Annotated in this window: 22 protein-coding genes; 7 read left to right on the top strand and 15 right to left on the bottom strand. The window is 59.6% G+C overall.

What is annotated here, in order from left to right; all coding sequences use genetic code 11:
* Positions 1–44: 44 nt before the first annotated feature.
* The 10 genes from CQ019_RS08740 to CQ019_RS08695 form a co-directional block, all read right to left on the bottom strand.
* Positions 45–824, bottom strand: coding sequence for an electron transfer flavoprotein subunit beta/FixA family protein (locus tag CQ019_RS08740; protein WP_105552643.1), 780 nt, complete (start codon positions 822–824; stop codon positions 45–47).
* A 56-nt stretch (positions 825–880) separates the two neighbouring features.
* Complete coding sequence (locus CQ019_RS08735) at positions 881–1,594, bottom strand: TetR/AcrR family transcriptional regulator (RefSeq protein ID WP_181148352.1); 714 nt, start codon at positions 1,592–1,594, stop codon at positions 881–883.
* A gap of 66 nt (positions 1,595–1,660) precedes the next feature.
* On the bottom strand, positions 1,661–2,860 hold the full coding sequence (locus CQ019_RS08730) for a CaiB/BaiF CoA-transferase family protein (protein ID WP_219844249.1): 1,200 nt from the start codon (positions 2,858–2,860) through the stop codon (positions 1,661–1,663).
* A gap of 24 nt (positions 2,861–2,884) precedes the next feature.
* Positions 2,885–4,054, bottom strand: a complete 1,170-nt coding sequence (locus CQ019_RS08725; protein ID WP_181148350.1) for a flavin reductase — start codon at positions 4,052–4,054, stop codon at positions 2,885–2,887.
* A 17-nt stretch (positions 4,055–4,071) separates the two neighbouring features.
* Positions 4,072–5,034, bottom strand: a complete 963-nt coding sequence (locus CQ019_RS08720) for a phosphotriesterase (protein WP_105569463.1) — start codon at positions 5,032–5,034, stop codon at positions 4,072–4,074.
* Between the two features lie 118 nt (positions 5,035–5,152).
* A complete protein-coding gene (gene dctP, locus CQ019_RS08715; protein WP_105552639.1) occupies positions 5,153–6,448 on the bottom strand; it encodes a TRAP transporter substrate-binding protein DctP in 1,296 nt (431 codons plus the stop codon).
* A 28-nt stretch (positions 6,449–6,476) separates the two neighbouring features.
* Positions 6,477–7,289 carry an enoyl-CoA hydratase/isomerase family protein gene (locus CQ019_RS08710; protein WP_105569462.1) on the bottom strand — a complete coding sequence of 271 codons (813 nt, stop codon included), beginning with the start codon at positions 7,287–7,289 and terminating at the stop codon, positions 6,477–6,479.
* A 5-nt stretch (positions 7,290–7,294) separates the two neighbouring features.
* Entirely contained in the window at positions 7,295–8,083 is a 789-nt protein-coding gene (locus CQ019_RS08705) for an enoyl-CoA hydratase/isomerase family protein (protein WP_181148348.1), read from the bottom strand.
* Positions 8,080–9,330 carry an acyl-CoA dehydrogenase family protein gene (locus tag CQ019_RS08700; protein ID WP_219843910.1) on the bottom strand — a complete coding sequence of 417 codons (1,251 nt, stop codon included), beginning with the start codon at positions 9,328–9,330 and terminating at the stop codon, positions 8,080–8,082. The genes CQ019_RS08705 and CQ019_RS08700 overlap by 4 nt, the downstream gene beginning before the upstream one ends.
* A gap of 10 nt (positions 9,331–9,340) precedes the next feature.
* Positions 9,341–10,426 carry an LLM class flavin-dependent oxidoreductase gene (locus tag CQ019_RS08695; RefSeq protein WP_181148346.1) on the bottom strand — a complete coding sequence of 362 codons (1,086 nt, stop codon included), beginning with the start codon at positions 10,424–10,426 and terminating at the stop codon, positions 9,341–9,343.
* 340 nt (positions 10,427–10,766) lie between these two features.
* Between CQ019_RS08695 and CQ019_RS08690 the strand changes: the two genes are divergently transcribed.
* From CQ019_RS08690 to CQ019_RS08665, 6 genes are all read left to right on the top strand, one after another.
* Complete coding sequence (locus tag CQ019_RS08690; protein ID WP_105569461.1) at positions 10,767–11,552, top strand: SDR family oxidoreductase; 786 nt, start codon at positions 10,767–10,769, stop codon at positions 11,550–11,552.
* 152 nt (positions 11,553–11,704) lie between these two features.
* Positions 11,705–12,478, top strand: coding sequence for an SDR family NAD(P)-dependent oxidoreductase (locus CQ019_RS08685; protein WP_105552634.1), 774 nt, complete (start codon positions 11,705–11,707; stop codon positions 12,476–12,478).
* A 68-nt stretch (positions 12,479–12,546) separates the two neighbouring features.
* On the top strand, positions 12,547–13,071 hold the full coding sequence (locus CQ019_RS08680) for a TRAP transporter small permease (RefSeq protein WP_105552633.1): 525 nt from the start codon (positions 12,547–12,549) through the stop codon (positions 13,069–13,071).
* Between the two features lie 19 nt (positions 13,072–13,090).
* Positions 13,091–14,599 carry a TRAP transporter large permease gene (locus tag CQ019_RS08675; protein ID WP_105552632.1) on the top strand — a complete coding sequence of 503 codons (1,509 nt, stop codon included), beginning with the start codon at positions 13,091–13,093 and terminating at the stop codon, positions 14,597–14,599.
* 476 nt (positions 14,600–15,075) lie between these two features.
* Positions 15,076–15,831: a carboxymuconolactone decarboxylase family protein gene (locus tag CQ019_RS08670; RefSeq protein WP_181148344.1), complete on the top strand. Its 756-nt coding sequence runs from the start codon at positions 15,076–15,078 to the stop codon at positions 15,829–15,831.
* Between the two features lie 61 nt (positions 15,832–15,892).
* Positions 15,893–17,185, top strand: a complete 1,293-nt coding sequence (locus tag CQ019_RS08665; protein ID WP_105552630.1) for a hypothetical protein — start codon at positions 15,893–15,895, stop codon at positions 17,183–17,185.
* Between the two features lie 240 nt (positions 17,186–17,425).
* On the opposite strand, the gene CQ019_RS08660 is transcribed toward CQ019_RS08665, so the two are convergent.
* Genes CQ019_RS08660 through CQ019_RS08650 form a run of 3 tightly spaced genes read right to left on the bottom strand, consistent with a single transcriptional unit; the run spans position 17,426 to position 21,294 of the window.
* A complete protein-coding gene (locus CQ019_RS08660; protein WP_105552629.1) occupies positions 17,426–18,796 on the bottom strand; it encodes an NAD-dependent succinate-semialdehyde dehydrogenase in 1,371 nt (456 codons plus the stop codon).
* Between the two features lie 39 nt (positions 18,797–18,835).
* Positions 18,836–20,062, bottom strand: coding sequence for an acyl-CoA dehydrogenase family protein (locus CQ019_RS08655; RefSeq protein ID WP_105552628.1), 1,227 nt, complete (start codon positions 20,060–20,062; stop codon positions 18,836–18,838).
* A gap of 35 nt (positions 20,063–20,097) precedes the next feature.
* Positions 20,098–21,294 (bottom strand): CaiB/BaiF CoA-transferase family protein, encoded by a 1,197-nt coding sequence (locus tag CQ019_RS08650; RefSeq protein WP_105569460.1) that lies wholly within the window; start codon positions 21,292–21,294, stop codon positions 20,098–20,100.
* 161 nt (positions 21,295–21,455) lie between these two features.
* Between CQ019_RS08650 and CQ019_RS08645 the strand changes: the two genes are divergently transcribed.
* Positions 21,456–22,358, top strand: a complete 903-nt coding sequence (locus CQ019_RS08645) for a LysR family transcriptional regulator (protein ID WP_105569459.1) — start codon at positions 21,456–21,458, stop codon at positions 22,356–22,358.
* Here CQ019_RS08645 and CQ019_RS08640 read toward each other — a convergent pair.
* Positions 22,355–23,230, bottom strand: coding sequence for a 3-hydroxyacyl-CoA dehydrogenase family protein (locus CQ019_RS08640; protein WP_105569458.1), 876 nt, complete (start codon positions 23,228–23,230; stop codon positions 22,355–22,357). The genes CQ019_RS08645 and CQ019_RS08640 overlap by 4 nt on opposite strands.
* A gap of 25 nt (positions 23,231–23,255) precedes the next feature.
* On the bottom strand, positions 23,256–24,074 hold the full coding sequence (locus tag CQ019_RS08635) for an enoyl-CoA hydratase/isomerase family protein (RefSeq protein WP_105569457.1): 819 nt from the start codon (positions 24,072–24,074) through the stop codon (positions 23,256–23,258).
* Positions 24,075–24,091: the final 17 nt, after the last annotated feature.

Genomic DNA, 24,091 nt, shown 5'->3' with positions numbered 1-24,091 from the left:
TTTTTCCTCGGAGTTCAGAAGTTTTCAGGTAGCTGGACGCCGCCCTAGAGCAGGTGCTTGGATTCCAAGAAATCAACGAGCTTGCCGACTGATTCATCGTCATCGTTGAGTTTCGGACCGGTCTGCTTCGGAGGCGCCGCCACGGCGGAGACCATGACGGAGCGTTGCGGTGCATAGGCTGGACCGGCCTGGATGCCCAAATCCGCCAGCGCAACCTTCTCCAGGGTCTTCTTCTTGGACGCCATGATGCCCTTGAAAGTTGGAAAGCGCGCTTCCGCTACACGTTCGGTGACTGCGGCGACGGCTGGATAGCTGGCCGAGAGCTGCAGCTCATTTTGCTCAGTGCGCACCGATCCGCTGACCTGGCCGTCGGCCACGGCGAAACTGGACAGGTCGCTGAGCAGCGGCACTTCCAACAACTCGGCAACCATCGCCGGGACCATGCCGCCCTTGCCATCCGTGGACTGGTTTCCTGCGAGAACGATATCGAATCCTTCTCGTTTGATGGCAGCAGCCAGGGTTTTGGCTGTCTGCAGCATGTCAGAACCCTCCAAAGCGTTATCTACGACCTGGATAGCGCGGTCAGCACCCATGGACATCGCTTTGCGCAACGTCTTTTCGGCTTCGTGAGCGCCAACGGTGAGCACCACGACCTCGGTGCTGCTGTCCTCGTCTTTCAGGCGCAAGGCGCATTCGAGCGCGCGTTCGGTAATCTCATCCGGGATCGCTTCGGTCGCGGCCCGATCCAAGATGCCGGTTTCAAGGTTGAGCCACCGAGTCTCACCGGTATCCGGAACTTGCTTGACTAGGACAATGAGTTTCATGGTCAATCCTTACCTGCTGGCCGGCATGCTGCCGGACCGGTCAATTCTTCGTGTTTTCAGCGATCCTTGAGGCCGATTCCGGCGCACCAGAAGTTGGTCATCAATTCGATCAGCTCCGGCGTAGGCTTCTTCTTTTTCCAGCCAATTTCCACTTGCGCAATATTGGTCATCATCGCCAGGATCAAGGTGGCCGATTCGCGCGCGTTGAGTTCCTCCGGGACATTCCCGGCGGCCTGCTGGCGGCGGATCCCCCGTGCGATGCGGTCGACGAACAAGTCCCTGATCACCAAGCGAATAGTACGGAATTCCTCGTCATAGTGCGCCACCTGCTCGATGACCATGGAAAGGTCCTGCGTATTGGTGTAGTTATTCACGAAACGTTCGATGGTTTCGGTAACTCGTGCGCGATAGTCCGACTTGTCCACATTGGTGACATTCGTTTGCGAAAGCCGCCCACGCACGTGCTCTTCCACTACTGCTGCGAAGACTGCCTTCTTGCTGCGGAAATGCGAATAGAACGTAGCGCGGGAGATCCCGGCCGCAAGCAATACGTCCTCGACGGAACTGTCAATGTAGCCCAGTCGCACGAACACGCTACGGGAAGCTTCCACGATCTGCGCTCGGGTGTTGATGCCGCGCTTGTAGATTGGGGCCGCTTTTGACTTGACATCGGTCCAACGGCTCAACGCGTCCAGGAACAGTGCTACTTCAGCCTGCCTTGCCTCGCTCTTGGGGCCGCTGTCCGCTTCTACGGGTGCTTCGGTTTGCATGGTCTTCATCCTTCAAGCTGAAGTCAATTTAGCTAAATTGTGCCAGTTTTCATTAGCCTTTAGCATCTAAAGCCCTAATGGAACCGTGCGCAGGGCCCCGGCCTCGCGTTCGTTCATGCCCAAGAGCCTGCCCAGCACCTCAGCTTGGTCTTGCCCGACCTTGGGCGCGACGCTTAAAGCAGCTCCCGGTTGCTGGGTGGACATCTTCAGCGGATTGCCGACTACCGGTACCCGTCCGTTTTCCGGATGGTCGACGAATCGGATCATTTCGCGCTCGATTAAATGCGGGTCTTGGTCAACCTCCCGCAGGGTCTTGACCGGGGAGAAAGGAACTCCGGCGCTGCCCAGCAGATCCGAGATCTCCGCGCGGGTCAGCTTGCTGGTGGCCCCAGTAACCAGCGCGTCGATTTCTTCCATATGCTCCGCCCGGCTCACCGGATCGGCAAAGCGCGGTTCCTCGATGGCCTCGGCGAAACCCAGCGCCTTGGCCAAGCGGGTCCAGTGATGGTCCGAGGCGCAGATAATCGCCAGCCAGCCATCGGCCGCGCGATAGACGTTGTATGGAGCAATGGCCAGCCCGGAGTGCTGGTTGCCGGTGCGCTCGGGCAGCTGATCGCCCGGTTGGTTGTACAGCGCGCTGAGTGCAGAGGTCAGCATGGGATAGATGGTGTCATGCATTGACACCTCCACGATTTGCCCCGCGCCGGTAAGCGTCCGGTCGAACAGGGCCGCCATCGCGCCGCCGAACAGATGGATGCCGCCAGAAAAATCGGTGAAGGCCGGCCCCGTCTTGACCGGCGGCCCATCGGCGAAGCCGGTGGTCCCGATCGCACCGGACATTGCCTGGACCGTCAGATCCATGGCCGGCATCTTCGAGTATGGGCCGCTGGTCCCATAGCCTTTGCCCGAAGCAATCACTAGGCGGGGATTGCGTTCCAGCAGCGATTCAAGTGCCAGGCCAAGACGTTCAAGGGTATTTGGCGCATAGTTTTCAATGAGCACGTCGGCCCGGTCGACCAGCTTCAGGAAGGTCTCTTTGCCGTCATCGCTTTTCAGATCCAAGGCGATGCTCTTCTTATTGGAGTTGAGCATGACAAATTCCTGCGGGTCCGCGTCTCCGCGGGCACGAGTGCGCAGGCGTTCGCCGCCCAGCGGCTCTACCTTGATGACTTCCGCGCCCAGGTGGGCAAACAGCAAACCGCAGTATGGGCCGTTGTAGATATGCCCGAGTTCAAGGACGATGAGATTGGAAAATGATTTCAGCACGAGTTCTACCTTTACTGGAGGCTTTTAGCGGGAGCGGAACTGGAGTTCCTGGCTTGCCGCGTCCGCGGCGAGCTTGAGCCGTTCCACGGTGGCCACGACATCGGACCCGCGAGTCAGGCCGTCCGATCCCCAGACGGTCATCGAGAACAAGCACGCTCCGTCCTTATCGAAGACCGGGGCGGTGGCCGAATGGAATTCGTATTCACCTTCATGGGTGACATCCGCGGCGTTGAACGTCTCGGCGGCGTCGTTGACAACCGCCATGAGCCGCTGCCGCGCCTCGGGATCCCGTCCGCCGTAGGCAATCTGTGCCGAATGCTCGATGCCGCTGCCGCGTTCATGTCCGATCCCGGCAGCGTAGCCGCGTTCGCGGACCTTGGCCAGGCCTGCCTCGAAATGCGTCTGCAGCGCCGGGTCGGCGTCCGGATGACCCTGCGCGAGCCACTGGGCCTCGGCTTCCGGCCCCCCGAACGCCGCAAAGACTCCGCCGATCGGCGGCATGAATGGCACATGGATGCCCACCCGGCTGGAGCGGCCCTGGCGGGTGGAAGAGCCTGCCGACCCGACGTTGATCAGTTCGGTCTCCACCCGTGTCATGATGCTCACCTCGGCAACCAATTCGGCCGCCAGGCGTTCCATATGCGGACGGATCAGGTCCAGCTGGCTCAAGACCTTGACCGGGATGTCGGTGCTGATGGCCATGGAACCGGGCGCGAACGAGCCGTAGCCTCCGCGGTAGAAGAGCAAGGGCAAACTAGAGCTGAGCGTGAACAGATCCAGCACGCTGCCCATCACCCAGTCGTGGTCCCCCGCGTCGGATACCGACTGCATCTCGCAGTCGACGAAGGCGACCGAGTCGGTCAGGATCGGGCTGCCGTTCTTGGACAGCTCCCATTCGAAGCCTTCGAGCTTATCCGTCTTGCGCGAGGCCACCGCTCGGCACAGATCCTCCTGGTCGCTGGCCAGCACGTTGATGCCGAATCGTGTGCTCGTGCGGTTCTGCAATGCGGCCCATGAGGACGAAGTCTTGGTTGGCAGGAAGCCGACCAAGGCTGGCTCCAAGGACACCGAAACGAAGGACCCGACGGTCATCGCCAGGGGCTGCCCGGCGTCGTCCATTCCGGTGACGATGACAACTCCGGTGGGGAAAGCCCCCAGCACCCGGCGGAATTCAAAGGCATCGATCTTTGCCATGGCTAGTTCTCCTGATTTCATTGTGCGCTCCCGAGGATTCGACGTGGATTGGCGAGCATCATCTGATCAATGTCCGAGTCCGAAACGCCCAGGTTCCGCAAATCGGGGACGACGCTGTCCATGATTTCGCTGGCTCGCCATTTCGGCAGCCGTTCGGCACGCGCCTCATCCGGGAAGTTCATGGAGTAGGCCGATGAGTCGGTGGCGATGACGACCTGCTGGGCATAGCCCTGCTGGCATAGTTCCTTCACGGCGTGCAGCCGCTTTTCGTAGGGCAGCTTGGAGTCCAGTCCAAAGCGGTCCATGCCCAGTATGGACCCGCGGTCCGCAATCTGCTTCAGGTAGTCCAGGTCTTCGCTGTCTCCGCAGTGGCCGATGACCACGCCACCCAGGTCGACTCCGCGCGAGGCCAGGTAGTCCTGCTGGTCCAGGCCGTTGCGCTGGCTCGGGTTCGAGTGCGTGAAGATCGGTGCCCCGGTTTCCAGATGGGCATCGGCCACCGCCTGCATGACGTTCAAGACGCCTTCGGAGAAGCCGTAGTGGTCCGTGGCGAACTTCAGCACCCCGGCCTTGACTCCGGTGCCATCGACGCCATCGCGGATATCGCGGATGAAGAGCTCGGTCAGCCGATCGCTTCCGCCGAGCAGGCGGCCGGGTCCATTGAGCGTGGCGAAGGTCGGCGCGTCGTGGAAGGTGTACCAGCCGGTGGCCGCGATGATGTTCATCTCCGTGCGCTCGGCTACGCGCTTGACCAAGGGGATGTTCCGGCCATTGCCCATCACGGTCAAGTCGACAATGGTGTCGATGCCGTTGGCCTTGACCCCATTCAAATACTCCACCGCGCGGTCAACCAGGTCATCTGCTGGAAACTGGCCCGGGTAGTTCAGGAACAGCTCGGCGTTCAGCACGAAGACGTGTTCATGCATCAGCGTCGCGCCCAGGCGGTCGGCAGGAAGTTCCCCGGTGAATGTGGTAATCATCGTCTTGGTCCTCTCTGGAAATCGAGGTAGTGGGTGGGAGCCCGGAGGTCGGATAAGGATGGTCCGGCCTCCGGGAGGACGTTGGTCAATAGGCTACGTCTTGCCGGGCAAGCTGCCGCTACTCGGGTCGTTGCGGAAGAATGATCTCGTTGTATACGCGCTCGGCAAAGGGCTCATAGTATTCCAGGTCAGCGGGATCCACCGAGCCCTCGTACCAATCGGTGAATTCAGTGACTTCGCCTTTTTCCCCGTATCCCAGCTCTTCGGCGATGCCGGTCCACTTCTCGATGGACGAGGCTACCGCTGCGTTCACGGCCTTGCCGTCCAGGTTCTTGGAATTCTCGACCTGCGCCAGCAGTTCCTTGTTGGATTCCGCGATCGCGGCCTCGCTCTTCGCGTCAAGGTAGTCCAGCTTGCCACCCTGCTCTTCGGCGGTCTCGGTTGCGATCTTCAAGCTGGCTATGGCGTTGAAGTCCTCGCCGGCCACGTAGCCCTCCATGCGGTCGAACATCAGCTGCTGCACCAGCAGCGGCAGCCCCTCCCAGGAGGAGCCGGCCACCAGGGCGCCTGCGCCCGGAGCGAAGCTGGCGTCCTTCGGAATGCTGATGAACGGAGCGACTTCGAGCCAGCCCACGGAGACAGCGGTTGCGGTTGACTGCAGCGAGCAGTTCAGCACGCCGCGTTCCAGCGCTTCATAGGTTTCGGCCAGTTCCACGGAAGTCAACACGCCGCCCAGCGCCTTGGCCTGGATTTCGTGGGCCGCCGCATTGCCGCGGATTTGGGAGCCGGCCCAATCCGCGGGTTCTTGCTGGTCTTCCCGGCAGATCACCGAGGTGTTGCCGTTGGGGTTGGCCGGGTGCAAGACGTGCATACCGCGGTCCTCGTAGTTGGCCATGACCTCGGGGGTATTGAAGCCTACCTCCATCATGACCGCGTGCGAGACGAACTCGCCGACCACCGGGCTGCTGGGAAGCTGGACCAGCGACGTGGACATGTCCACGAAGGCGGCCATTTCCTGCGGTTCATAGGTGGTGTAGTAATGCGCGATGTCCAATCGGCCATCCTGCAGCGCCCCGGGAACCTCGGTTGGCTTCGCGATCGCCCCGGCCGCATGGGATTCGATGGTGACCTTGCCACCGGACCATTCCTCCACGGACTCAGCCCATTTCAGATCTCGTTGGGCCGAGAAGGACTTGGGGTTGGTGCTGGAATACTGGAAGTCCAGGGTGATCGGCTCAATATCTTCAAAGGCAGCGATGTACTGCTCCTTCGTCGCGCCTGGGGCAATACCTGCGCCACCGGCACGATCTTCGTTGCCGCCGGAGGAGTTCAGACCCCCGGCGCATGAGGTCAATCCCAGCGCTGCCACGGCGAGCATGGACAGCGCGCCGGCAAAATACTTGCGTGAAAACATTGTTTTTCCCTAATCCGATCGTTGAGTTCTAGGACTGGCTGAAGTGCTTGATTGCTCCCTTGAGGCCCTTGTCCTTCATCAGCGCCTTCACCTCGCCGATCGAGTCGGCCGTATGCGAAATGGCATCCCATTCCGCACCTGCGCGCAGTGATTCCACGAAGCCCTGGCGGTCGTACACCTTGTTCAAGGCCTGCTTCTTCAGGTAGAGCAAATCCAAGGGGGTCTTGGCCACGCGGCCGGCCATGGTCTTTGCGCTTTCCAGCGCGGTTCCTTCCGGCACGGCCTTGTTGGCCCAGCCCAGCTCCGCGGCTTCGATGCCGCTCATTGAATTGCCCGCGATAAAGGACAATTCCTTGGCCTTGCGCATGCCGATATGCCACAGCGATACCGGAGAGAGCAGCCCGCCGCCCAATGGAATCGATGGCCATCCGATGTTCGCGGTCTCGGAGGCGATCACCAGATCGCTGCAGGAGACCAGCATGGTCGCTCCGCCCAGGCAGTGCCCTTCGATAGCTGCAATCAGCGGCTTGGGGAAACGGTAGACGCGTTCCCACAGGTCGATTTTCTCCTGGAGATTGCGCCAGTCCTCATAGGCCGTCTTCGAACCGTATCCGGAGACCACATCGTACCCGGCGCTGAAGTTCTTCCCGCTGCCGCGCAGGATCACCACCGAGATCTCGTCATCATCCGCCAATTCCGACAGCGCGGACATGAGCCCTTCGAGCAGCGCGTTGTTGAAGGCGTTGATCTTCTCCGGGCGGTTCAGGGAGAGGATCGCGGTTTTCTTCTCGACATCGCGCTCAACCAGCACGACCTGGGTATCGGAAATTACTTCAGTCATCTGTCTTACTCTCCTTGGAACTCATAGCTGGATTTGGCTTTGAACGCGGCAACCGAGTTCTTGTGATCGCCGGTGGTCGAGGTGACCGCCGAGGCGAAGGACTCGAATTCCCAGGCCTGGGCCAGGGTCATGTTGTGCGAGGCCTGCACGACCTTGCGGGTAGCGAAATAGGCTGCGGTGGGACCGTCCGCCAAATTCTTGGCGAACGCCGCCACCTCTTCGGAGAAATTGCCGTTGCCGATCACCTTCGAAGCGATTCCCAGGTCTGCGGCCTGCTCGCCGCTGATCACTTCGCCGGTCATCGCGTAGTGCAGGGTTCTGCGGTTGCCGATCTGCTGGGACAGCAGGAATGGCACCGCGCTGTCGGGCGCGAGTCCGCGCTTGATGAATCCGAACTGGAATTTGGCGGTCTCCGAAGCGAGGATGATGTCGGTGGCCAGCGCCAGTCCGAACCCGGCACCCACCGCGTGGCCTTGGACCGCGGCGATGGTCGGCTTCTTCAGGTTGCGGATCAGCTCCACCAGTTCGCGCCCCAGCGAAATGCGTGCGGCGCCGTTGCTCGGGGTGTTCTTGCCCATGCGCTTCACGTCTCCGCCGGCGCAGAAGTTCTCCCCCGCCCCGGTGATCACGATGGCGCGCACGTCCTGGTCATCGTTGGCTTCAAGCAGCGCCTGACGCAGGTCCTCGCGCAGATCCGGGCTCAGCGCATTGCGCGCTTCGGCGCGGTCGAGGACCACCGTGCGGACCCCTTGCTCGGTGCTGACGGATACCAGACTGGTTCGCACAGCACTCACAGCTTGGTATCTCCTGCCAATAGCCGCTTGGCCACCGTGCGGCGCTGGATCTCGCTGGTTCCATCCGGAATGCGCAAGGTGCGGGCGAAGCGGTAGGCGCCTTCCAGGCCCAGTTCGTTGGTCAGCCCCAGGCCGCCATGGATCTGCATAACCTCATCCACGACGCGGCTGAGCATCTCGGTGCAGGAGAACTTGATGATGGAGGTTTCCTTGATCGCCGGGAACCCGGCGTCCAGCAAGGCGGCGGTGCGCTGCACGGCCGATTTGCACAGGTAGATGTCGCGGGCGATCTCGGCCAGCTTGGACTGGATCATCTGGTGCTGGCCGATGGTCTTGCCGAAGGTCTTGCGGGTCTTGGAGTATTCCAGGGCCTGGTCCAGCGCCCATTGGGCGACACCGATGCAGGTGGCGGACATGGTCACGCGTCCGCGGCTGATGCCGCCCATGGCCAGGTTCAGCCCCTTGCCTTCCTCGCCGATGATCTGCTCCGGGGTGACCTTCAAATCGGTGAAGGAAAGGATCGTGGCGTTCGAACCGCGCTTGCCCATGATCGGGATGCCGGCATCCACCGAGAACCCGGCGGAATCGGTGTCCACGAAGAAGCAGGTGATCCCGCCGCTGCGGCTGGCCACCGCCTCCGGGTCGGTGACCGCGAAGACGAAGGCGTGCTTGGCGTGGGCCGCATTGGAGATCCATTGCTTCTGGCCGTTGATCACCCAGCCGCCATCCACCGCGATAGCGCGGGTCTTCAGGTTGTAGACGTCGGATCCGGCATCCGGCTCGGACAACGCGAAGCACAGGGTCGAGGTTCCGGCACGGATCGCGTCGATGCGCGGTGCCAGGACATCTTCCTGCAGCTGCAGGAGCAGCGGGCTCAGGCCGTTGGTGAACGGGGAGGGGATCACCGATTCGTGGATCAGCGAACGCTCCGGTCCGTAGCGGTGGTGCAGGGCCTCCTGGATTTCCACGATGGCCGCGGCCGGAAGCTCCGCGCCGCCGAGGGACTCGGCGCTGTAGAGCGTGTAGAAGCCCGCTTCGGCGGACAGCTCGCGCACCTGCTGGTTGATCTGCTTGTACTTCTCGGTCATCAAGCCGCGCGAGTCGAAGATGTTGACTTCGTCCTTGAGGAATTCCGCGTGCTCCTGCTCGATGGGCACAACGGCCTTTTCGATGAACTCGATGAGCGCATCGATAATTTCTTTGTACTCGCTCGGACCCACGCGCGGGTCTGCAGTCATGGTCGTCATGGTGTTGTCCTTAGGCCCGTGCGGTTTCAACGGTTGAATCGCGGGAGGTCAGCTGGGGGCGGACCTCAGTGGCGAACTTGGTCATCGAGCGCAGGACCTGCTCCTGCGGCTGGCTTCCGGCGTCGAACCAGCCGACGAGGCCGCCGATGCCGGTGACCTTCTTGTAGTCTTCCAGCTGCTGCGCAACGTCATCCGAGGAGCCAAGCAGGATGGCGCCCTTCTCGACGTAGTCATCGAAGCTGAGCTCGGTCAGGCCCAGGCCGACCTTGGCGCGGTTGCTGAGGATGCTCAGGTACCACATCAGGCCTTCTTCGTATTCCTTGGCGGCGGTGGCGCGGTCCTCGGATACGTGGATGGCCTTGAGCTGCGAGGAGCGGGCGATATTCGCGTCGATGGCGTCGTAGCTGTATCCGGCGGCGCGGGCCTCTTCGCGGTAGACATTGACCAGATGGGCCATGTGCTCCCAGGTAGGCATCTGCCCCAGCACGAAGGCAAAGCCTTCGCGGGCGGCGTAGCGCAGCGACTCCTCGGTCTGCGAGACCATGATGTACACCGGTGGATGCGGTTCCTGGATCGGACGCGGCATCAACTGGATCTCTTCGGTCTGGTTGCCTCGGCCAGGGACCTGGAAATGCTTGCCCTGGTAGTTGATCTTTCCGTCTTTCCAGCCCTGCATGATGATTTCGAAGGACTCCTGGTAACGCTCATCGCGTTCTTCCGGGTCGATGTCGTAGGCCTGGAATTCCAGCAGGTCATAGGCCTTGCCGATGCCGAAGTTCAGGCGGCCGTCGCTGATGACGTCCAGCAGCGAGAAGTCCTCTGCGGTCTTCAGCGGGTGGTTCATCGGCAAACGGGTCACACCCGAGCCCAAGCGGATATTCTTCGTTGTGCCTGCCACGGTTGCGAGCATCATCTGCGCGGAAGAGATGATTCCGTAGCGGCGGGCGTTGTGCTCGGCTACCCAAGCTTCCTCGAAGCCCAGCTTGTCGGCGAGGTTGATCTGTTCGATGCCCTTGTGGACTGCTTCGCGTTCGGTGCTCCACTCGGGAACATTTGTCAGGCAGAAAATACCGAAGTGCAGATTGTCCTGGCTCATCGTGGCCTCCATAACCGGTGCCCATCAACTGTGACGGGGATCATTTGTTTTGCGGAATATGTTCATTGAATCACAATACATACACGTTCGTCTAGAATTTAGTTCAAGATGTCCGCAAACAGCTCGCCCCGCGTCATGACAGCAGGAAAGGTTCAGGAAAAAGTCCAAGTCAAACTGTCTTTATAGAAAAATTAGTCCCGGGAACGAACGCGTAACATCTTCGGAGTTCCAGCGGACTCGAACCAGACTCATAGCTCGAACGGCAACATCGAACCATCGAAGACGGCAGGCCGCCACGCCGGTCCCGCAAATATCAACTACCACCAAATTAGGAGCCATCATGGCAAAGCAACACAGGCAATCAACCCCGGGGCGACTCGCCGGAAAAGTCATCCTGATCTCCGGGGCAGCCAGCGGAATGGGCGCCGAGCACGCCCGGTCCATCTGCCACGAAGGAGGCCGCGTCGTGATCGGAGACATCGCCCATGAAGCCGGCCGCGCCTTGGCCGAGGAGCTGAACGACGCCCACGGCGAAACGGTCGCTCGCTATGCCGAACTGGATGTCACCGTCTTCGACGACTGGCTGCGAGCCGTCGAAGGTGCCAGAGTCCACTTCGGCGCATTGCACGGACTGGTCAATAATGCCGGAATTGGCTCCAGGGGCTCGGTGGAGGAGGCGACCCTCGAAGATTGGAAGCGGACCATCGACATCAACCTCACGGGCAACTTCTACGGGATGAAAGCCGCCGTGCCCGCACTGAAGGAGCATGCCACGAGTTCGATTGTGAACGTTTCCTCGATTGCCGGACTGACCGGCTTCAAGAATCGGGCATCGTATTCCGCTTCCAAATGGGGCGTGCAGGGGCTGACGAAAACTTCCGCGCTGGATCTAGGCGACATGGGCATCCGGGTGAACTCGATTCACCCGGGGTCGGTGAATACGCCCATGACAGCTGGCCTCAAACGAGGCTTCGGGCAAATTCCAGTTGGCCGCGCAGCCGAGACCAACGAGGTGAGCCCGCTGGTTATCTACCTGCTCAGCGATGAGTCGCGCTTTGTCAGCGGTGCCAGCATTTCCATTGACGGCGGGGAAACCGCTGGAAATAACCTGCGGCCCTTCAACTAGGACCACCGGGGAAATTGATTTGCGTCACATTTCCAAAAGGGGTGACACGGATCCCGGTCGCATGTATCGTGGTTCAAATCACAATGTCGAACATACATGTCTATATTCACACCACGCGAAGCATGGGCATGCACTAGTCCTGAAGGATTGCTATGCCTGCTCAACGCGCGGTGGTAGTCACCGGTGGGCTAAGTGGCCTAGGTGCCGCCTCAGCCAAGCTCTTCGCCGAAAACGGATGGGCGGTACATGTCTTTGACATCAAGCCCAACGCCGAAAATCCGGCTACGGGCATCACCTACCACAAGGTCAATGTCGGCGATGACGCCGAAGTCCGCAGCGCCTTCGACACGGTGGCAGCGGACGGGGTCGAGCTCCGTTGCATCGTTCACTGCGCAGGCATCACCGCTTTCGGACCGCGGAACCCGGGATACCTAGTTGACACTGGATCCAGGACTCCTTTGGATAATTTTGAAACGATCGAGAATGTGCTCCGCACCAACTTGCTGGGTACATTTTCGGTCGTTCGCCACGGAGCGGGACTGATGTCCCGGAACGCAGACCCGCACGAGAACGGTGCGATCGTACTCACCTCGTCGGGTGCCGCGCTCGATGGCAAAGCAGGGCAATCGGCTTATTCGGCATCAAAAGCAGGGATCGCAGGGATGACACTTCCGCTGGCCCGCGAGCTGTCCGAGCTCTCCATTCGAGTGGCGACAATTGCTCCTGGACTTTTCGACACGCCGATTCTGGCGGATACCCCGAAGTTGGAACGACACGTTCCGTTCCCTCCGCGCGTGGGGTTCCCGCACGAATTTGCGCAATTGGCCATGCAGATCTACCAGAACAAGTACCTCAACGCGGAAGTGATTCGCCTGGATGGCGGCATTCGCGGCGGCTTCGCGTCCACGACGCCTTTTGTCCGCTGATTCCATGACCCACCACCACACGCTGCTGACTGCTCTCACCGTAGAGACAACAAGAAGTGGAGCATCCCATGCTTAAACTCACCAAAATCCTCGAACGGATCATCTCAGGCCTTGCCGGTCTCGCCCTGCTGACCATGATGCTCCTGAGCCTGGCCAACGCGCTTGGCCGCACCTGGTTCCAAACACCGATCTACGGGGCGAACGAGGTTGCGGCCAACTGGCTCCTCCCCGCCCTGGTGCTGCTGGCCATCCCCGGCGCACAAGTGTGGAAGGAACATATCAACGTAGCACTGATCGTCGAGAACTTGAGCAACCGCAGCTTGGCCTGGATTCGGCTTTTCGGCTGCCTGGCCGGCGCAGTGATGTCCGCCCTTCTGGCCTGGTATGGCTTAGCGGAGGCCCTGGCAAAGACCGCAGTCCAGGCGACCGGCGGCATCACCTCGATCCCAATATGGCCAGCGTACTATTTTGTCCCGCTGGGCTTCACGCTTACAGCTTTCGTTCTGGCAATCGATGCTTGGCTCGGGTTCAAGAGGCCAGAGCATGACCTCAACACCGGCACCGGCAAACCGACCGCTGACGTAGCAGCTTGATTCTAGGTAGGTACCCACAATGATTGAGACACCCTTGATTGCCCCCTCCAAAACCGAATCGAGCCCGCAAGGAACACCAGCCGGAACCAAATTGAAGGGGACACCTCTTCGATTCTGGATTCTCGTAGCGGTCAACATTGCGTGCGCCATCGGGCTGTTCACCAGCAGCTCCGCCTCGGCAGCGGGGCTGTGGACCATCGCCCTCATGGTAGCGCTGATGCTGGCCGGCATCGCAGTCGGCTTCGCGTTATCCATTGCCAGCGTCCTGGGCCTGATTTACGTAAGCGGTGCAGATGCCGCAATCAGTGTTCTGTCGACCGCCCCCTATACCGCTTCCAGCGGCTGGTCGATGTCCGTCCTTCCGATGTTCATCTGGATGGGATTGCTGCTAACCCAAGCAGGATTGACCCAGCGCCTTTACCAGGCAACCCACCAATGGTTCGGATGGCTTCCAGGAGGACTTGCCATCGGAACTACGGCTGCGGGCGCAGGCTTGGCTTCGGTGAGCGGCTCGTCAATTGGCATGACCTACGCCCTGGGCCGCGCCGGCATCCCGGAAATGCTCAAGGTCGGCTATGACCGCCGTGTGGCAGTCGGAGCCGTGCTCACCGGCGGATTGAGCGGGCAGCTCATCCCACCGAGCATCATGATGGTGGTATATGCCGGAATCGTATCCGTACCAGTCGGTCCGCAGCTCCTGGCCGGAGTGGTTCCCGGTATCGGCCTAGCCGTCATGTTCGCACTCATCTACTTCACCATGGCCCTGATCTTCCCGCAGATGTTCGGGCGCGGAAATCAGCAGAAAGCAGCAGCTGCGTTCAGTGTCACGTGGAGCGACCGATTGAAGTCACTGGGCGGGCTTTGGGGACTGCCACTGATCATGCTCGTGCTTTTCGGCGGCTTGTTCACCGGCTACTTCACTCCCACCGAAGCCGGTGCGGCCGCGGCCTTCGCCTCGCTGCTGATCACCCTGTTCTACACCCGCAAGAATAAGCCCCTGCGCCAGATTTCCGCATCGCTGACCGGTGCCGCCAAAGCGACGGCATCGATCTTCCTGCTGCTGATCGGCGCCGAAATGCTTACCCGGGTGCTGGCCGTGACCGGCATCGCCGGAGACATCACCGACTTCATCGCGGAACTGGGGCTGTCACGCTTCTGGTTCCTAATGGCCTTGGTCGTGCTCTACATCTTCATGGGCATGTTCTTCGACACCATGTCAATGATGCTGCTGACCATCCCCCTGCTGTTGCCGGTTTTGGAATCCTACGATATCGGCCTGATGTGGTTCGGCGTCTTCATCATCATTCTGGGCGAGGTCGGCATGATCACGCCCCCGGTGGGAGTCTTGGCCTACATTTGCTACAACCTCCTTAAGCGCCGAGAAGTCAACCAGGGAGTCAAGGTCTCTCTCACCGATGTATTCACCTCGATCCTCTGGTTCCTGCCATTTGCCCTCGGCTTTATCATCATCATGATTTTCTGGCCTGAACTAACGACCTGGCTGCCCTCGATTTCATCGGCATCCTAAAATTCGCCATGCTGTAGATTAGAAATAAATTCAACAATTAGACCTTGCATTCTCCAGAAATGATATTTAGGAGAATGCGAGGTCTAATTGCATTGGAAAACATTTATTTAGGCCAAGATTCACCGCAGCTCCCGATCATCAGCCTCTTCAACCTCAGGTCAAACGCAAAAACCATCGCGTAATTTTCTGATAAAGTGATGCAATTCACAGCTATTTATGGTTAGCTTTAAATGGCAGTCACATGCACTGGCGTTCACTATGGCATTGAATATAGCGAACCGCAATAGTGCCTTTTGCAAAAAAATCATGATCGCACGGAATTCGTGACGCGAGTCGATCCAACGTCCATTCCATTTCCGAACGAACTGTCCTTCCAGGCACTTCCCTCTGCGCCTTATCCGCGCCGAGATCCTCCGGCTCTATGCGCATGCCCAATCAAATATGCGCCCACCGAACTGACCCAGGAAATGAACACAATGGCCGACTCGCAAACCATTCAATGCCCACGCGCAAATTTCGAAGCTGCCCACGGTTTCTGGAATGCAGATTTAGAGAATCTGCTGAAACTCGACCCAAATTATTTCGAATCCTACGACCGGCTGCTCCAGGTAGCTGGCTCTCGGGGGTCGCTGACGCCAATCCAACGTGAGTTGATCTGCATATCGGTCAATGCACAAGTCACCTACCTGAACTCCACGGCAACTGAGCACCATATCCGCCAAGCAACCCATGCCGGCGCCTCTACGGCAGAAATCGCAGAAACAATCCAGCTAGCTGCCTCATTGGGAACTCATTCGATGCTTGTCGGCATGCCCATTGCCCACGGGGTTTTCGAAGAGCTTGGCGTAGCCGTAGAAGTGAGTGAAGTTCCGGCTGATGAGCACCGCCGAGAACTGAAGGCCAAATTCATCCGCAACCGAAAGTACTGGTCCGAAAGCTGGGACACCGTCTTGGCCTACTCGCCAGAATACTTTGAGGCATATCTGGAGCTCTCAAGCATCCCCTGGGAGCAAGGACCCCTGGATGAGTTCATGAAGGAACTGATCTATATCGCAATAGACGTTGCCACCACTCACCTTTTTGTCCCCGGCATCCGCACCCATGTCAAGAAGGCCATTGAATACGGCGCCACCCCAGACCAGATCGTAGACGTGATGACGCTTGCCAGCAATATCGGCATTCATACAACTCTCGTGGGGGCCTCCACACTCGCTGAGGAAATGGGGAGATAGCAAAAATCACTACTCGAAGCACTGGAAAATTTCTCCGATACAACTTCCAAAGGACCACCTTATGAAACGCAAGAACCTGATGGCTTTCGCATCAGCCGCAGCAATCGCATCTTTGGCGCTCACCGGCTGCACCATGGGCGGCAACAGCTCAGCCGATTCCGGCTCCTCCGGTACCGGAACTGGGGTTGACTATGGTTCCAGCAAAGCGGACTTCCAAGCGGCCCTAGCCGACATGGACGAAGTAACACTCAAGTTCCAGGTGTCTTCACCATCTGCGAACTCGATTTCCGGGCAACGCGACCAAGCTTTCGCCGATGCCATTGGAGATTGGTCCGGCGGAAAGATCAAGGTCGAGGTCATCTACGCCAACGCGGTCGTGGCACCCGATGGCATCTCCGATGCGTTGGCTGATGGGCGGTTGGACCTTGCGCATTGGCTTACTTCCTACCACAAGGATGAAATGCCGGCTTTCATGGCTCTGCAAGATGCCTTAGTAGCGGCACCTTCCAGCCCACTGCAAGGAGAGATCGTCACGCATTTCGCAGCACAAGAGGTTGCGTTCGATACTCCCGAAATCATGGCAGAGTTCGAAGAACAAGGCATGACGGTCCTGAATCCGCTCAATACCTTCGGCTCCACGGCCATGGCCTGCACCGACGAGAAAAACGCCTTGAGCGACTTTTCTGGAACCCAGATTCGGGTCAATGCGGCCGCACAGGTCATACAGTCCGAAGCCATGGGAGCTTCCACTGTTTCCTTGCAGCTAGCCGAGACCTATGAAGGACTCCAGAGAAATGTCATCCAATGCACCTACGGATCGATGACCACGATGGTGAGCAACGGCTGGATCGAACAGGCCAGCAACGTATACCTGCCAACGGACAGCACCTTTGGCATCGGCTCCGGCAGCATCGTCGCCGGTTCCAGCTGGTCAAAACTGCCATTGGCAGCACAGCAGCTGATCTTCGACCAGATGAGCGTCTACAACGTCGGAGAGCTTGGACAATCTTATGCCGCCCAAGCAGAAGGCATCGAGGTGGCAAGTAAAGCCGGATCGGGAATGCACTTCCTGGCTCCAGAAATCAGCGCGGCCCTTGCGGCCGGCAATGAAAAGATCCTTGAAGGGGTGCAGGAATCCTCGCAGCTCGACGGTCCAAAACTGGTGGACAGCGTGCGCACCACCTCGGCAAAATGGACCGACATTGCAAATGAGCTCGGGTACAAGGACGAGGGCGAAATTCTCGACTTCGCTGATTGGTACGAGGGCAACGGCGAAGTCATGGACCATGAATACCTGGAACCAGTGGTGGATCGCTTCTTCGAAGAGGTGCTGCTCGAACATCGTCCAGCCTAAACCTGTCTAGGCTCGGAAATTCCCTAAAGCACAAGCACCATCTGGGCCGTGTTGGGGGTTGGCCACTCGTCGTGCATCGCAGCGATTGCAATAGCCCTCGTCTTGCAGGATCTGGACCCCTGCATACCACTGGGCCCGGTGCCGCCGAGTCCCTGATCGCTCATATTCTCTTGGACAACAAAAAACCCGGCGGCCGGCTCACAAGGTTTCGTGAGTCGGCCGCCGGGTTCCGCGGATCTGTCAGCTGCGGCGGATCAGTTTCAAGTTCGCGAACTCATCGATGCCGTAGGTGCCCAGTTCACGCCCGATGCCAGAGCGCTTGACGCCGCCGAAGGGCAGTTCCGGGGCGCTCTTGGACACTGCATTGATGTAGACCATCCCGGTGTCCAAATCCTCGGCGATGCGTTCGGCCCGGTCCTCGTCGGCCGTGAAGATCGCACTGGAGAGCCCGTACTGCGAGTCGTTGGCAAGATCCACGGCTTCCTTTATGGAACCCACCCGGAAAACCATTGCCACCGGGCCGAAGAGCTCTTGGTAGTACACCCGGTTTTCGACGGTGACGCCATCCAGCACGGTCGGCGGATAGTAGGCCCCCGGGCGGTCAAGACGGCTTCCGCCTGTCAGTATCCGGGCGCCATCGGCGACCGCCTGCTTGACCTGGCCGTCGAGTTCCACCAGTGCAGCTTCCGAGGACAGCGGACCCATGGTCGTCGCCTCATCGAGCGGATCGCCGACCACGACGGATTCCATGCCCTGGACAAAGAGTTCGATGAACTCTTCATAGACGCTGTCCTCGATGATGAAACGCTTGGCGCCGGTGCACTGCTGCCCCGAGTTATTGCAGCGCCCGATGACTGCCGCCGCTGCGGCTTTCTTGATATCCGCATCGGCGAACACGATAAATGGATCTGATCCGCCGAGTTCCAGCACTGCCGGCTTGATGTGCTTGCCTGCCAATGCACCGATTCGCTCGCCGGCTCCGTCGGAGCCGGTCAGCGAGACGCCCTTGATCCGCGGATCCGCGACCAAGTGCTCAATCTGGGCATGGCTTGCGAAGATATTCGAATACACGCCTTCAGGCACTCCGGCGGCGCTCATTAGCTCGTCGATATTCTGCGCCGATTGCGCGCAGATCGAGGCGTGCTTGAGCAGGATGGTGTTGCCCAGCAGCAAGTTCGGCGCAACGAATCGGGCCACCTGGTAGTGCGGGAAGTTCCAAGGCATGATGCCCAGCAGCACCCCAATGGGATCCTTGCGGACCTTGGCCCTTCCGGAAGCGTAAGCGGGAATGTCCTTGGGCTCCAGCATGGCCGGCCCCTGCTCGGCATAGTACTCGTAGATCGAGGCAACCAACGCGAGCTCCCCGAGGGCGGCCTTGATCGGCTTGCCCATTTCCAGTGCTACGTCCTTCGCCAGCGCGTCAGCACGTTCGCGGTATTCCCGTGCGATGCTGCGAAGCAGTTCAGAACGTGCCTGGACCGGTTCCTTTTTCCAAAGTCGTTGCGCGGCATTCGCTCGCGTCAAGGATTGCTCGAGCAGTTCGTCGGTGAGCTGCGCGAACTCGGCGAATACTTCACCGGTGGATGGATTGACTGCTGAAATATTGGCCACGTTGTGGTCCCTTCAATAGTTGGTCTGGATTTCGGCGCATCAGCGGACAGCCGACGCGGCCTTGGCCCGGCTGTTGCGGGTGAAAGCAGACAAGCCAGTGATGTCTCGTCCGACAATCAGTGCCTGCATTGAATCGGTGCCCTCGTAGGTGGAGACAACTTCCATATCAGTCAGGTGGCGTGCCACGTGGTTCTCCAGCAGCAGGCCATTTCCTGCCAGCATGTCCCGTGCCTCGCGGCACATCGCCAAGGCCTTGCGGGAAGTGGTCATCTTGATCATCGAAGCCATGGAGGCTGTCAGCTTGTCGCGTTCCTGAAGTTCGGCCATGCGGGTGCACATCAGCTGCATGCTGGTCAGGTCAGAGAGCATCGTGGCGAGTTTTTCCTGGACCAGCTGGTATCCACCGATGGGACCGCCGAATTGCTCGCGTTCCAGGGAATACCGGGCAGCGATCTCGAAGGCCGCCATGCCGTGCCCCACTGCCTCCCAAGAGGCACCGCCGCGGGTGGCCTTGAGCACCCGGTTGACCCCTGCAAACGATTCGCAATTCGCCAAACGGTTTTCGCTGGGAATCCTCATGTTCTCTATGGTGATGTCCGCTTGCAGGATGGCGCGCTTGCCGATCTTGCCTGCGATGGGAGTTGGATTGTAGCCCTGCGGGTACTGTCCTTGCCCATCGCGTTCCACGATGAAGGCCTTGACCTGTCCATCTGCCACGTCCCGCGCATAGAGCACAATGACGTCTGCTTCATGGCCATTGCCAATCCAGCGCTTATGGCCATTGATGACCCAGGTATCCCCTTCCAAGCGTGCAGAGGTCTCCAAGGAGACCGAGTCGGAACCGTGAGTCGGCTCGGTCAGCGCAAAGGCGCCGGTCTTCTGAAGACTGGCCATCGCCGGGAGCCAGCGGTTGCGCTGCTCCTCATTGCCGAGCATGTAAATGGATCCCATGCCCAAGTTGGAGTGCACACCGAGGAAGGTATTGACCGAACCGTCAATGCGTCCCATTTCCCGTGCCACGATTCCCGCAGCCTGCCGGGAAAACCCAGGGCAACCATAGCCTTGGATGAACGTGCCGATGATCCCCAATCCGGCCAGCCCCGGGACGACTTCGCGCGGGAACTCAGCGCGTTCCCAGTAGCCGTTGATGATCGGCTCGATCTGGTTCACGCCGAAGGCACGCACGCGATCGCGCAATTCACGATCCGCATCCGTCAGGTCCAGGTCCAGCAGCAGGTAATCCGGGTGGTCTATTACAGAAGTCATTTCGTTCTTTCGATTCTTTGGTTCTTGGGCTGCGTCTAGACCGCGAGCTTGTCGTCAGCGGTGCGCTGGGGATTGCTGCTGATCCATTCCAGAACGGCTTCCCTATCCCCATCCAAGGCGGGAGGAGCTTTGTCATAGCGGATTTCGCTGCGGCTGAACGTGGCCGGGTGCTTGATGGTCGGCACGGTATCCGTGCCCTTGCCTGCTTGCACGATCGGGTCCAGACCGAGGCGCTGCGCGAATTGCAAGCCCTCGGCGACGTTCAGGATCGGCGAGCAGGCGATGCCCTTCTTCTGGAGCTCTTCGAACCACTCATCGGCGGTGCGCGCGGCCAGGGCCTGCTCCAGGATCACGCGCAGCTCTTCGCGGTTGGCGTTGCGGTCCGCCATCGTGGCGAAGCGCGGATCGATGCCGACCTCGGTGATGCCCAGAGCTTCGGTCAATCGCTGGAATTGCACGTCATTGCCGCAGCAGATCACGATCTCGCGGTCAGCTGCATGCAAGGGTCCGTAGGGGAACAAGCTCGGATGGTCATTGCCCATGCGTGTCGGGATGTTCCCGGCGCCGGCGTAGCCCATGGTCTGGTTAACCAGTCCGGAAACGGCTGAGGACAGCAGGTTGACGCCGACATGCTGCCCGCGCCCGGTGAGATTGCGCTCTTGCAGGGCACCGAGGATGGCGACAGTTGCGTGCAAGCCCGTCATCACATCGAAGACGGCCACTCCCGCGCGTTGCGGTGGACCGTCGGCATCACCGGTGAGCGTCATCATTCCCGAAACCGCTTGGGCCAGCAGGTCGTATCCGGGCATGGAGCTCCCGCCCTCGGTTCCGAATCCGGTGATCGATGCGTGGATCAGGTGCGGCCAGCGTTCAGCCACGGCTTCCTGGTCCAGTCCGAACTTGGCCAGTCCTCCGGGTTTGAAGTTCTCCACGAACACATCCGCCCGTTCGATAATGCTGTAGGCGGTTTCCAGGTCCTGGGCGTTGGACATGTCCAGCACGATGGAGCTCTTGTTGCGGTTGATGGACAGGTAGTAGGTGCTCACGCCGTCGCGGTGCGGAGGAACCCAATTGCGCGTGTCATCACCTGCCGGCCCTTCCACTTTGATGACCGTAGCTCCCATGTCCGCCAGAAGCATCGTGCAGTATGGTCCGGCTAGTACGCGGGAGAAGTCTGCAATGACGATTCCCGATAGCGGGCCGGTGGTTGCGGAACCCGTTGAATTCCTCATATGCGCTCCTGGTCTGTTCAACATGCTCGTAATGAATCGCGTGCCTCGTTTACGCGATAGGTCTCAACATTCATCGAACCATTAGTATTCTTAATAGTCCAAGACCTAATATTGATTGAATTGATAATAAATTCACATCAAAAAAGAAGTGGAGCACCACAGTGGACGTGCATCACGCGGAAGCGTTTCTGGCGGTAGCCAAGGAGCTCCATTTTGGACGGGCCGCCGCGAATCTTCGCATGGCGCAGCCCGCCCTCAGCCGGCTCATCAAGCAACTTGAGCACACGGTGGGTGCACAACTCTTCGAGCGCAGCACCAGACATGTTTCCCTGACTCCGGCAGGCCAGGCCCTGCTTGAACCTGCCACCGAATTGATGAACATTTCACGGCGCGCACAGCAGGTGGTCCGTTCTGCGGTGACCGGTGAAACCGGTGAAGTACGCATCGGCTTCGCCGGCGCTTCAACGAATACAACCGTTGGAGCTCTGGCCCGCGAGTTGCGCAAGGTCCACCCCGGACTGCGCCAGCAATTCCACAGCTCGCAGTTCTCGCATGTCGGGTTGGAGCGCATTCTGGACAAGACCCTGGATCTGGCCATCGGACGCTGGGATTTCATCCCGCCCGACGTGGATTCCTACGTTATGGCGATCGAGCGGGTGCTCATTGCCTTGCCCATCTCGCATCCATTGTCCGGGCGCAGCGCCGTGCATATGGCCGATTTGGCCCAAGAGCAATGGATCACGCTGCCCGGTGGATTCAGCGCAGCCCTGCAGAACCGGCTGAATACCTTGTCCATGGCCGCCGGCTTCGCGCCCCGAGTGACCCAGATAGCACCCGATACCCTGACCCAGCTCGTCTTGGTCAGCACAGAGATGGGGTGCGCCCTGACGGTGGATTCGGTGCGCGCCAACATCACCATTCCCGGCGTGGTCTACGTTCCGCTCAAGGATGCAAATGTCGAGCTTGAAGCGCGGCTCATCTGGCGCAGGGAAGACACCAATGCCGCATTGAAAAACGTCATCAAACTCGCCAAGGAAGTCTTCCCGGACCCGCGGGGCAGCTAATTGCTGTAGCTGTACCATCCCTTGCCGGTTTTGCGGCCAAAAGATCCTTCTTCGTAGAGCTTCTTGACCGACTGTGCAGGCAGGCTCTCGGGGTCTGCAGTCTGCTCATATTCGGCCATCCGGATCAGGTAGACCACGTCTATGCCCACGAGGTCCATGAGTTCGAAGGGCCCCATAGGGTGGCGCAATGCGGTCTTGGCGACCAGGTCGATATCCTCGGCACTGGCAACACCATCCTCATAGAGTTCCAGAGCTTCGCGGCGGATCGCATTGAGCAGACGGTTGGCGATGAATCCAGGAACTTCTTTATTCAACTTCACGACGCGTTTGCCGAAGGATTCGGCCAGTCGGGCAGCAATATCAACGGTCTCTTCTGAGGTTTGGGCATGCGGGATGATTTCCACGCATTCCATGACCAGAGCGGGATTGAAAAAGTGCATATTGCACACCCGGTCTGGGCGGGACGTGGCATCAGCGACGCTTGAGGAGACAATATTCGAGGAATTCGTGGCCAAGATGGCGTGAGGTGGGGCGATCCGATCCAAATTGGCGAAGAGCTCGCGCTTGATCTTCAAGTCCTCAATTGCCGCTTCGATGACGAAGTCAGACGCAGCCACCGCTGCTTCCAGGTCCGTGGTGAAGCTCAGACGCTCCTTGGCCGCGTCGACGTCCGCCGAAGCGCGGCGGCCTTTTTGGACATCACGGTCCACGCGGGACCAGAGTTGCTCCTTGGCTTGGTCCAGTTGTTCTTGCTTGATGTCCACCAGTGAAGCGCTGACCCCTGACAAGGCGGCCACCATGGCGATCTGCGAACCCATCGTTCCGGCACCGATAACGGTGATCCTGTCGACGGGACGGTTTTCCTGAGACATAAAGTCTCCTTCCAAAATCGGTTTCCTAGGCGTTATGAATGGCTGCATCGGACTGGCGCACACCCCGGAAGTCGGGGCGGCGCTTTTCCAGGAAGGCGCGGGTGCCTTCCTGCTTTTCCTCCGAGCTGTAAGCGAGCGCTTGGGCCAGTTGCTCCAGCAGCATGCCCGTCTCGTGGTCTACGTCGAATCCGCGGCTGACCACCAGCTTGGCCAGCTTGATGGCCAGGGGCCCCTTGGCAGCGATCTTGCGCGCGAGCTTCTGCGCCGAAGCCGCAAGTTCATCCGCTTCGACCAGCTCGGTGATGAGTCCGGCCTGCAGTGCTTGGAAGGCATCGAGGCGCCGGCCGGTGAGGATCATGTCAGTGGCACGTCCAATGCCGACGATTCGAGCCAGCCGCTGCGTTCCGCCTGCGGAAGGAATGATTCCCAATCCGGTTTCGGGCAAGGCGAACAGGGCTTGAGTGGATCCGATGCGCACGTCGCAGCACAGGGCCAATTCATGGCCACCACCAAAAGCGAATCCGTTGACCGCCGCAACTGTAGGTTTCGGGAACTTGGCAATCCTGTCGTAGAGATTCTGCATCCGGCCGCCCAACGCGTCGATGGGGGTTCGCGCGGCAAGCTCGTTGATATCAGCTCCGGCGACAAAGGACTTGTCTCCGGCACCGGTGAAGACGATGACCTCTATCGCGGAATCCAGTTCAATCTCGTCGAGCAGGCTATGCATGCGTGCAATGACATGTTGATTCATCGCGTTCAGGGATTCCGGCCTGTTGATTGTCAGCCATGCGACTCCGTCCGTGTCGTTTCGGAGCACCAGTTCTTCGCCAACTGCATCAGACATCAGATAGATCCCTTCCT

The sequence above is a fragment of the Arthrobacter sp. MYb229 genome (assembly GCF_002975405.1).
GTDB lineage: Bacteria > Actinomycetota > Actinomycetes > Actinomycetales > Micrococcaceae > Glutamicibacter.
Note: the sequence above shows the minus strand (reverse complement) of the source record. Positions and strands in the feature narration are given on the sequence as shown.

Bases quoted from the DNA above. Each gene is read 5' to 3' on its own strand.
- CQ019_RS08740 (WP_105552643.1), bottom strand. From the start codon at position 824: ATGAAACTCATTGTCCTAGTCAAGCAAGTTCCGGATACCGGTGAGACT.
- CQ019_RS08735 (WP_181148352.1), bottom strand. From the start codon at position 1,594: ATGCAAACCGAAGCACCCGTAGAAGCGGACAGCGGCCCCAAGAGCGAG.
- CQ019_RS08725 (WP_181148350.1), bottom strand. From the start codon at position 4,054: ATGGCAAAGATCGATGCCTTTGAATTCCGCCGGGTGCTGGGGGCTTTC.
- CQ019_RS08720 (WP_105569463.1), bottom strand. From the start codon at position 5,034: ATGATTACCACATTCACCGGGGAACTTCCTGCCGACCGCCTGGGCGCG.
- dctP (WP_105552639.1), bottom strand. From the start codon at position 6,448: ATGTTTTCACGCAAGTATTTTGCCGGCGCGCTGTCCATGCTCGCCGTG.
- CQ019_RS08710 (WP_105569462.1), bottom strand. From the start codon at position 7,289: ATGACTGAAGTAATTTCCGATACCCAGGTCGTGCTGGTTGAGCGCGAT.
- CQ019_RS08700 (WP_219843910.1), bottom strand. From the start codon at position 9,330: ATGACGACCATGACTGCAGACCCGCGCGTGGGTCCGAGCGAGTACAAA.
- CQ019_RS08695 (WP_181148346.1), bottom strand. From the start codon at position 10,426: ATGAGCCAGGACAATCTGCACTTCGGTATTTTCTGCCTGACAAATGTT.
- CQ019_RS08690 (WP_105569461.1), top strand. From the start codon at position 10,767: ATGGCAAAGCAACACAGGCAATCAACCCCGGGGCGACTCGCCGGAAAA.
- CQ019_RS08685 (WP_105552634.1), top strand. From the start codon at position 11,705: ATGCCTGCTCAACGCGCGGTGGTAGTCACCGGTGGGCTAAGTGGCCTA.
- CQ019_RS08680 (WP_105552633.1), top strand. From the start codon at position 12,547: ATGCTTAAACTCACCAAAATCCTCGAACGGATCATCTCAGGCCTTGCC.
- CQ019_RS08675 (WP_105552632.1), top strand. From the start codon at position 13,091: ATGATTGAGACACCCTTGATTGCCCCCTCCAAAACCGAATCGAGCCCG.
- CQ019_RS08670 (WP_181148344.1), top strand. From the start codon at position 15,076: ATGGCCGACTCGCAAACCATTCAATGCCCACGCGCAAATTTCGAAGCT.
- CQ019_RS08665 (WP_105552630.1), top strand. From the start codon at position 15,893: ATGAAACGCAAGAACCTGATGGCTTTCGCATCAGCCGCAGCAATCGCA.
- CQ019_RS08655 (WP_105552628.1), bottom strand. From the start codon at position 20,062: ATGACTTCTGTAATAGACCACCCGGATTACCTGCTGCTGGACCTGGAC.
- CQ019_RS08650 (WP_105569460.1), bottom strand. From the start codon at position 21,294: ATGAGGAATTCAACGGGTTCCGCAACCACCGGCCCGCTATCGGGAATC.
- CQ019_RS08640 (WP_105569458.1), bottom strand. From the start codon at position 23,230: ATGTCTCAGGAAAACCGTCCCGTCGACAGGATCACCGTTATCGGTGCC.
- CQ019_RS08635 (WP_105569457.1), bottom strand. From the start codon at position 24,074: ATGTCTGATGCAGTTGGCGAAGAACTGGTGCTCCGAAACGACACGGAC.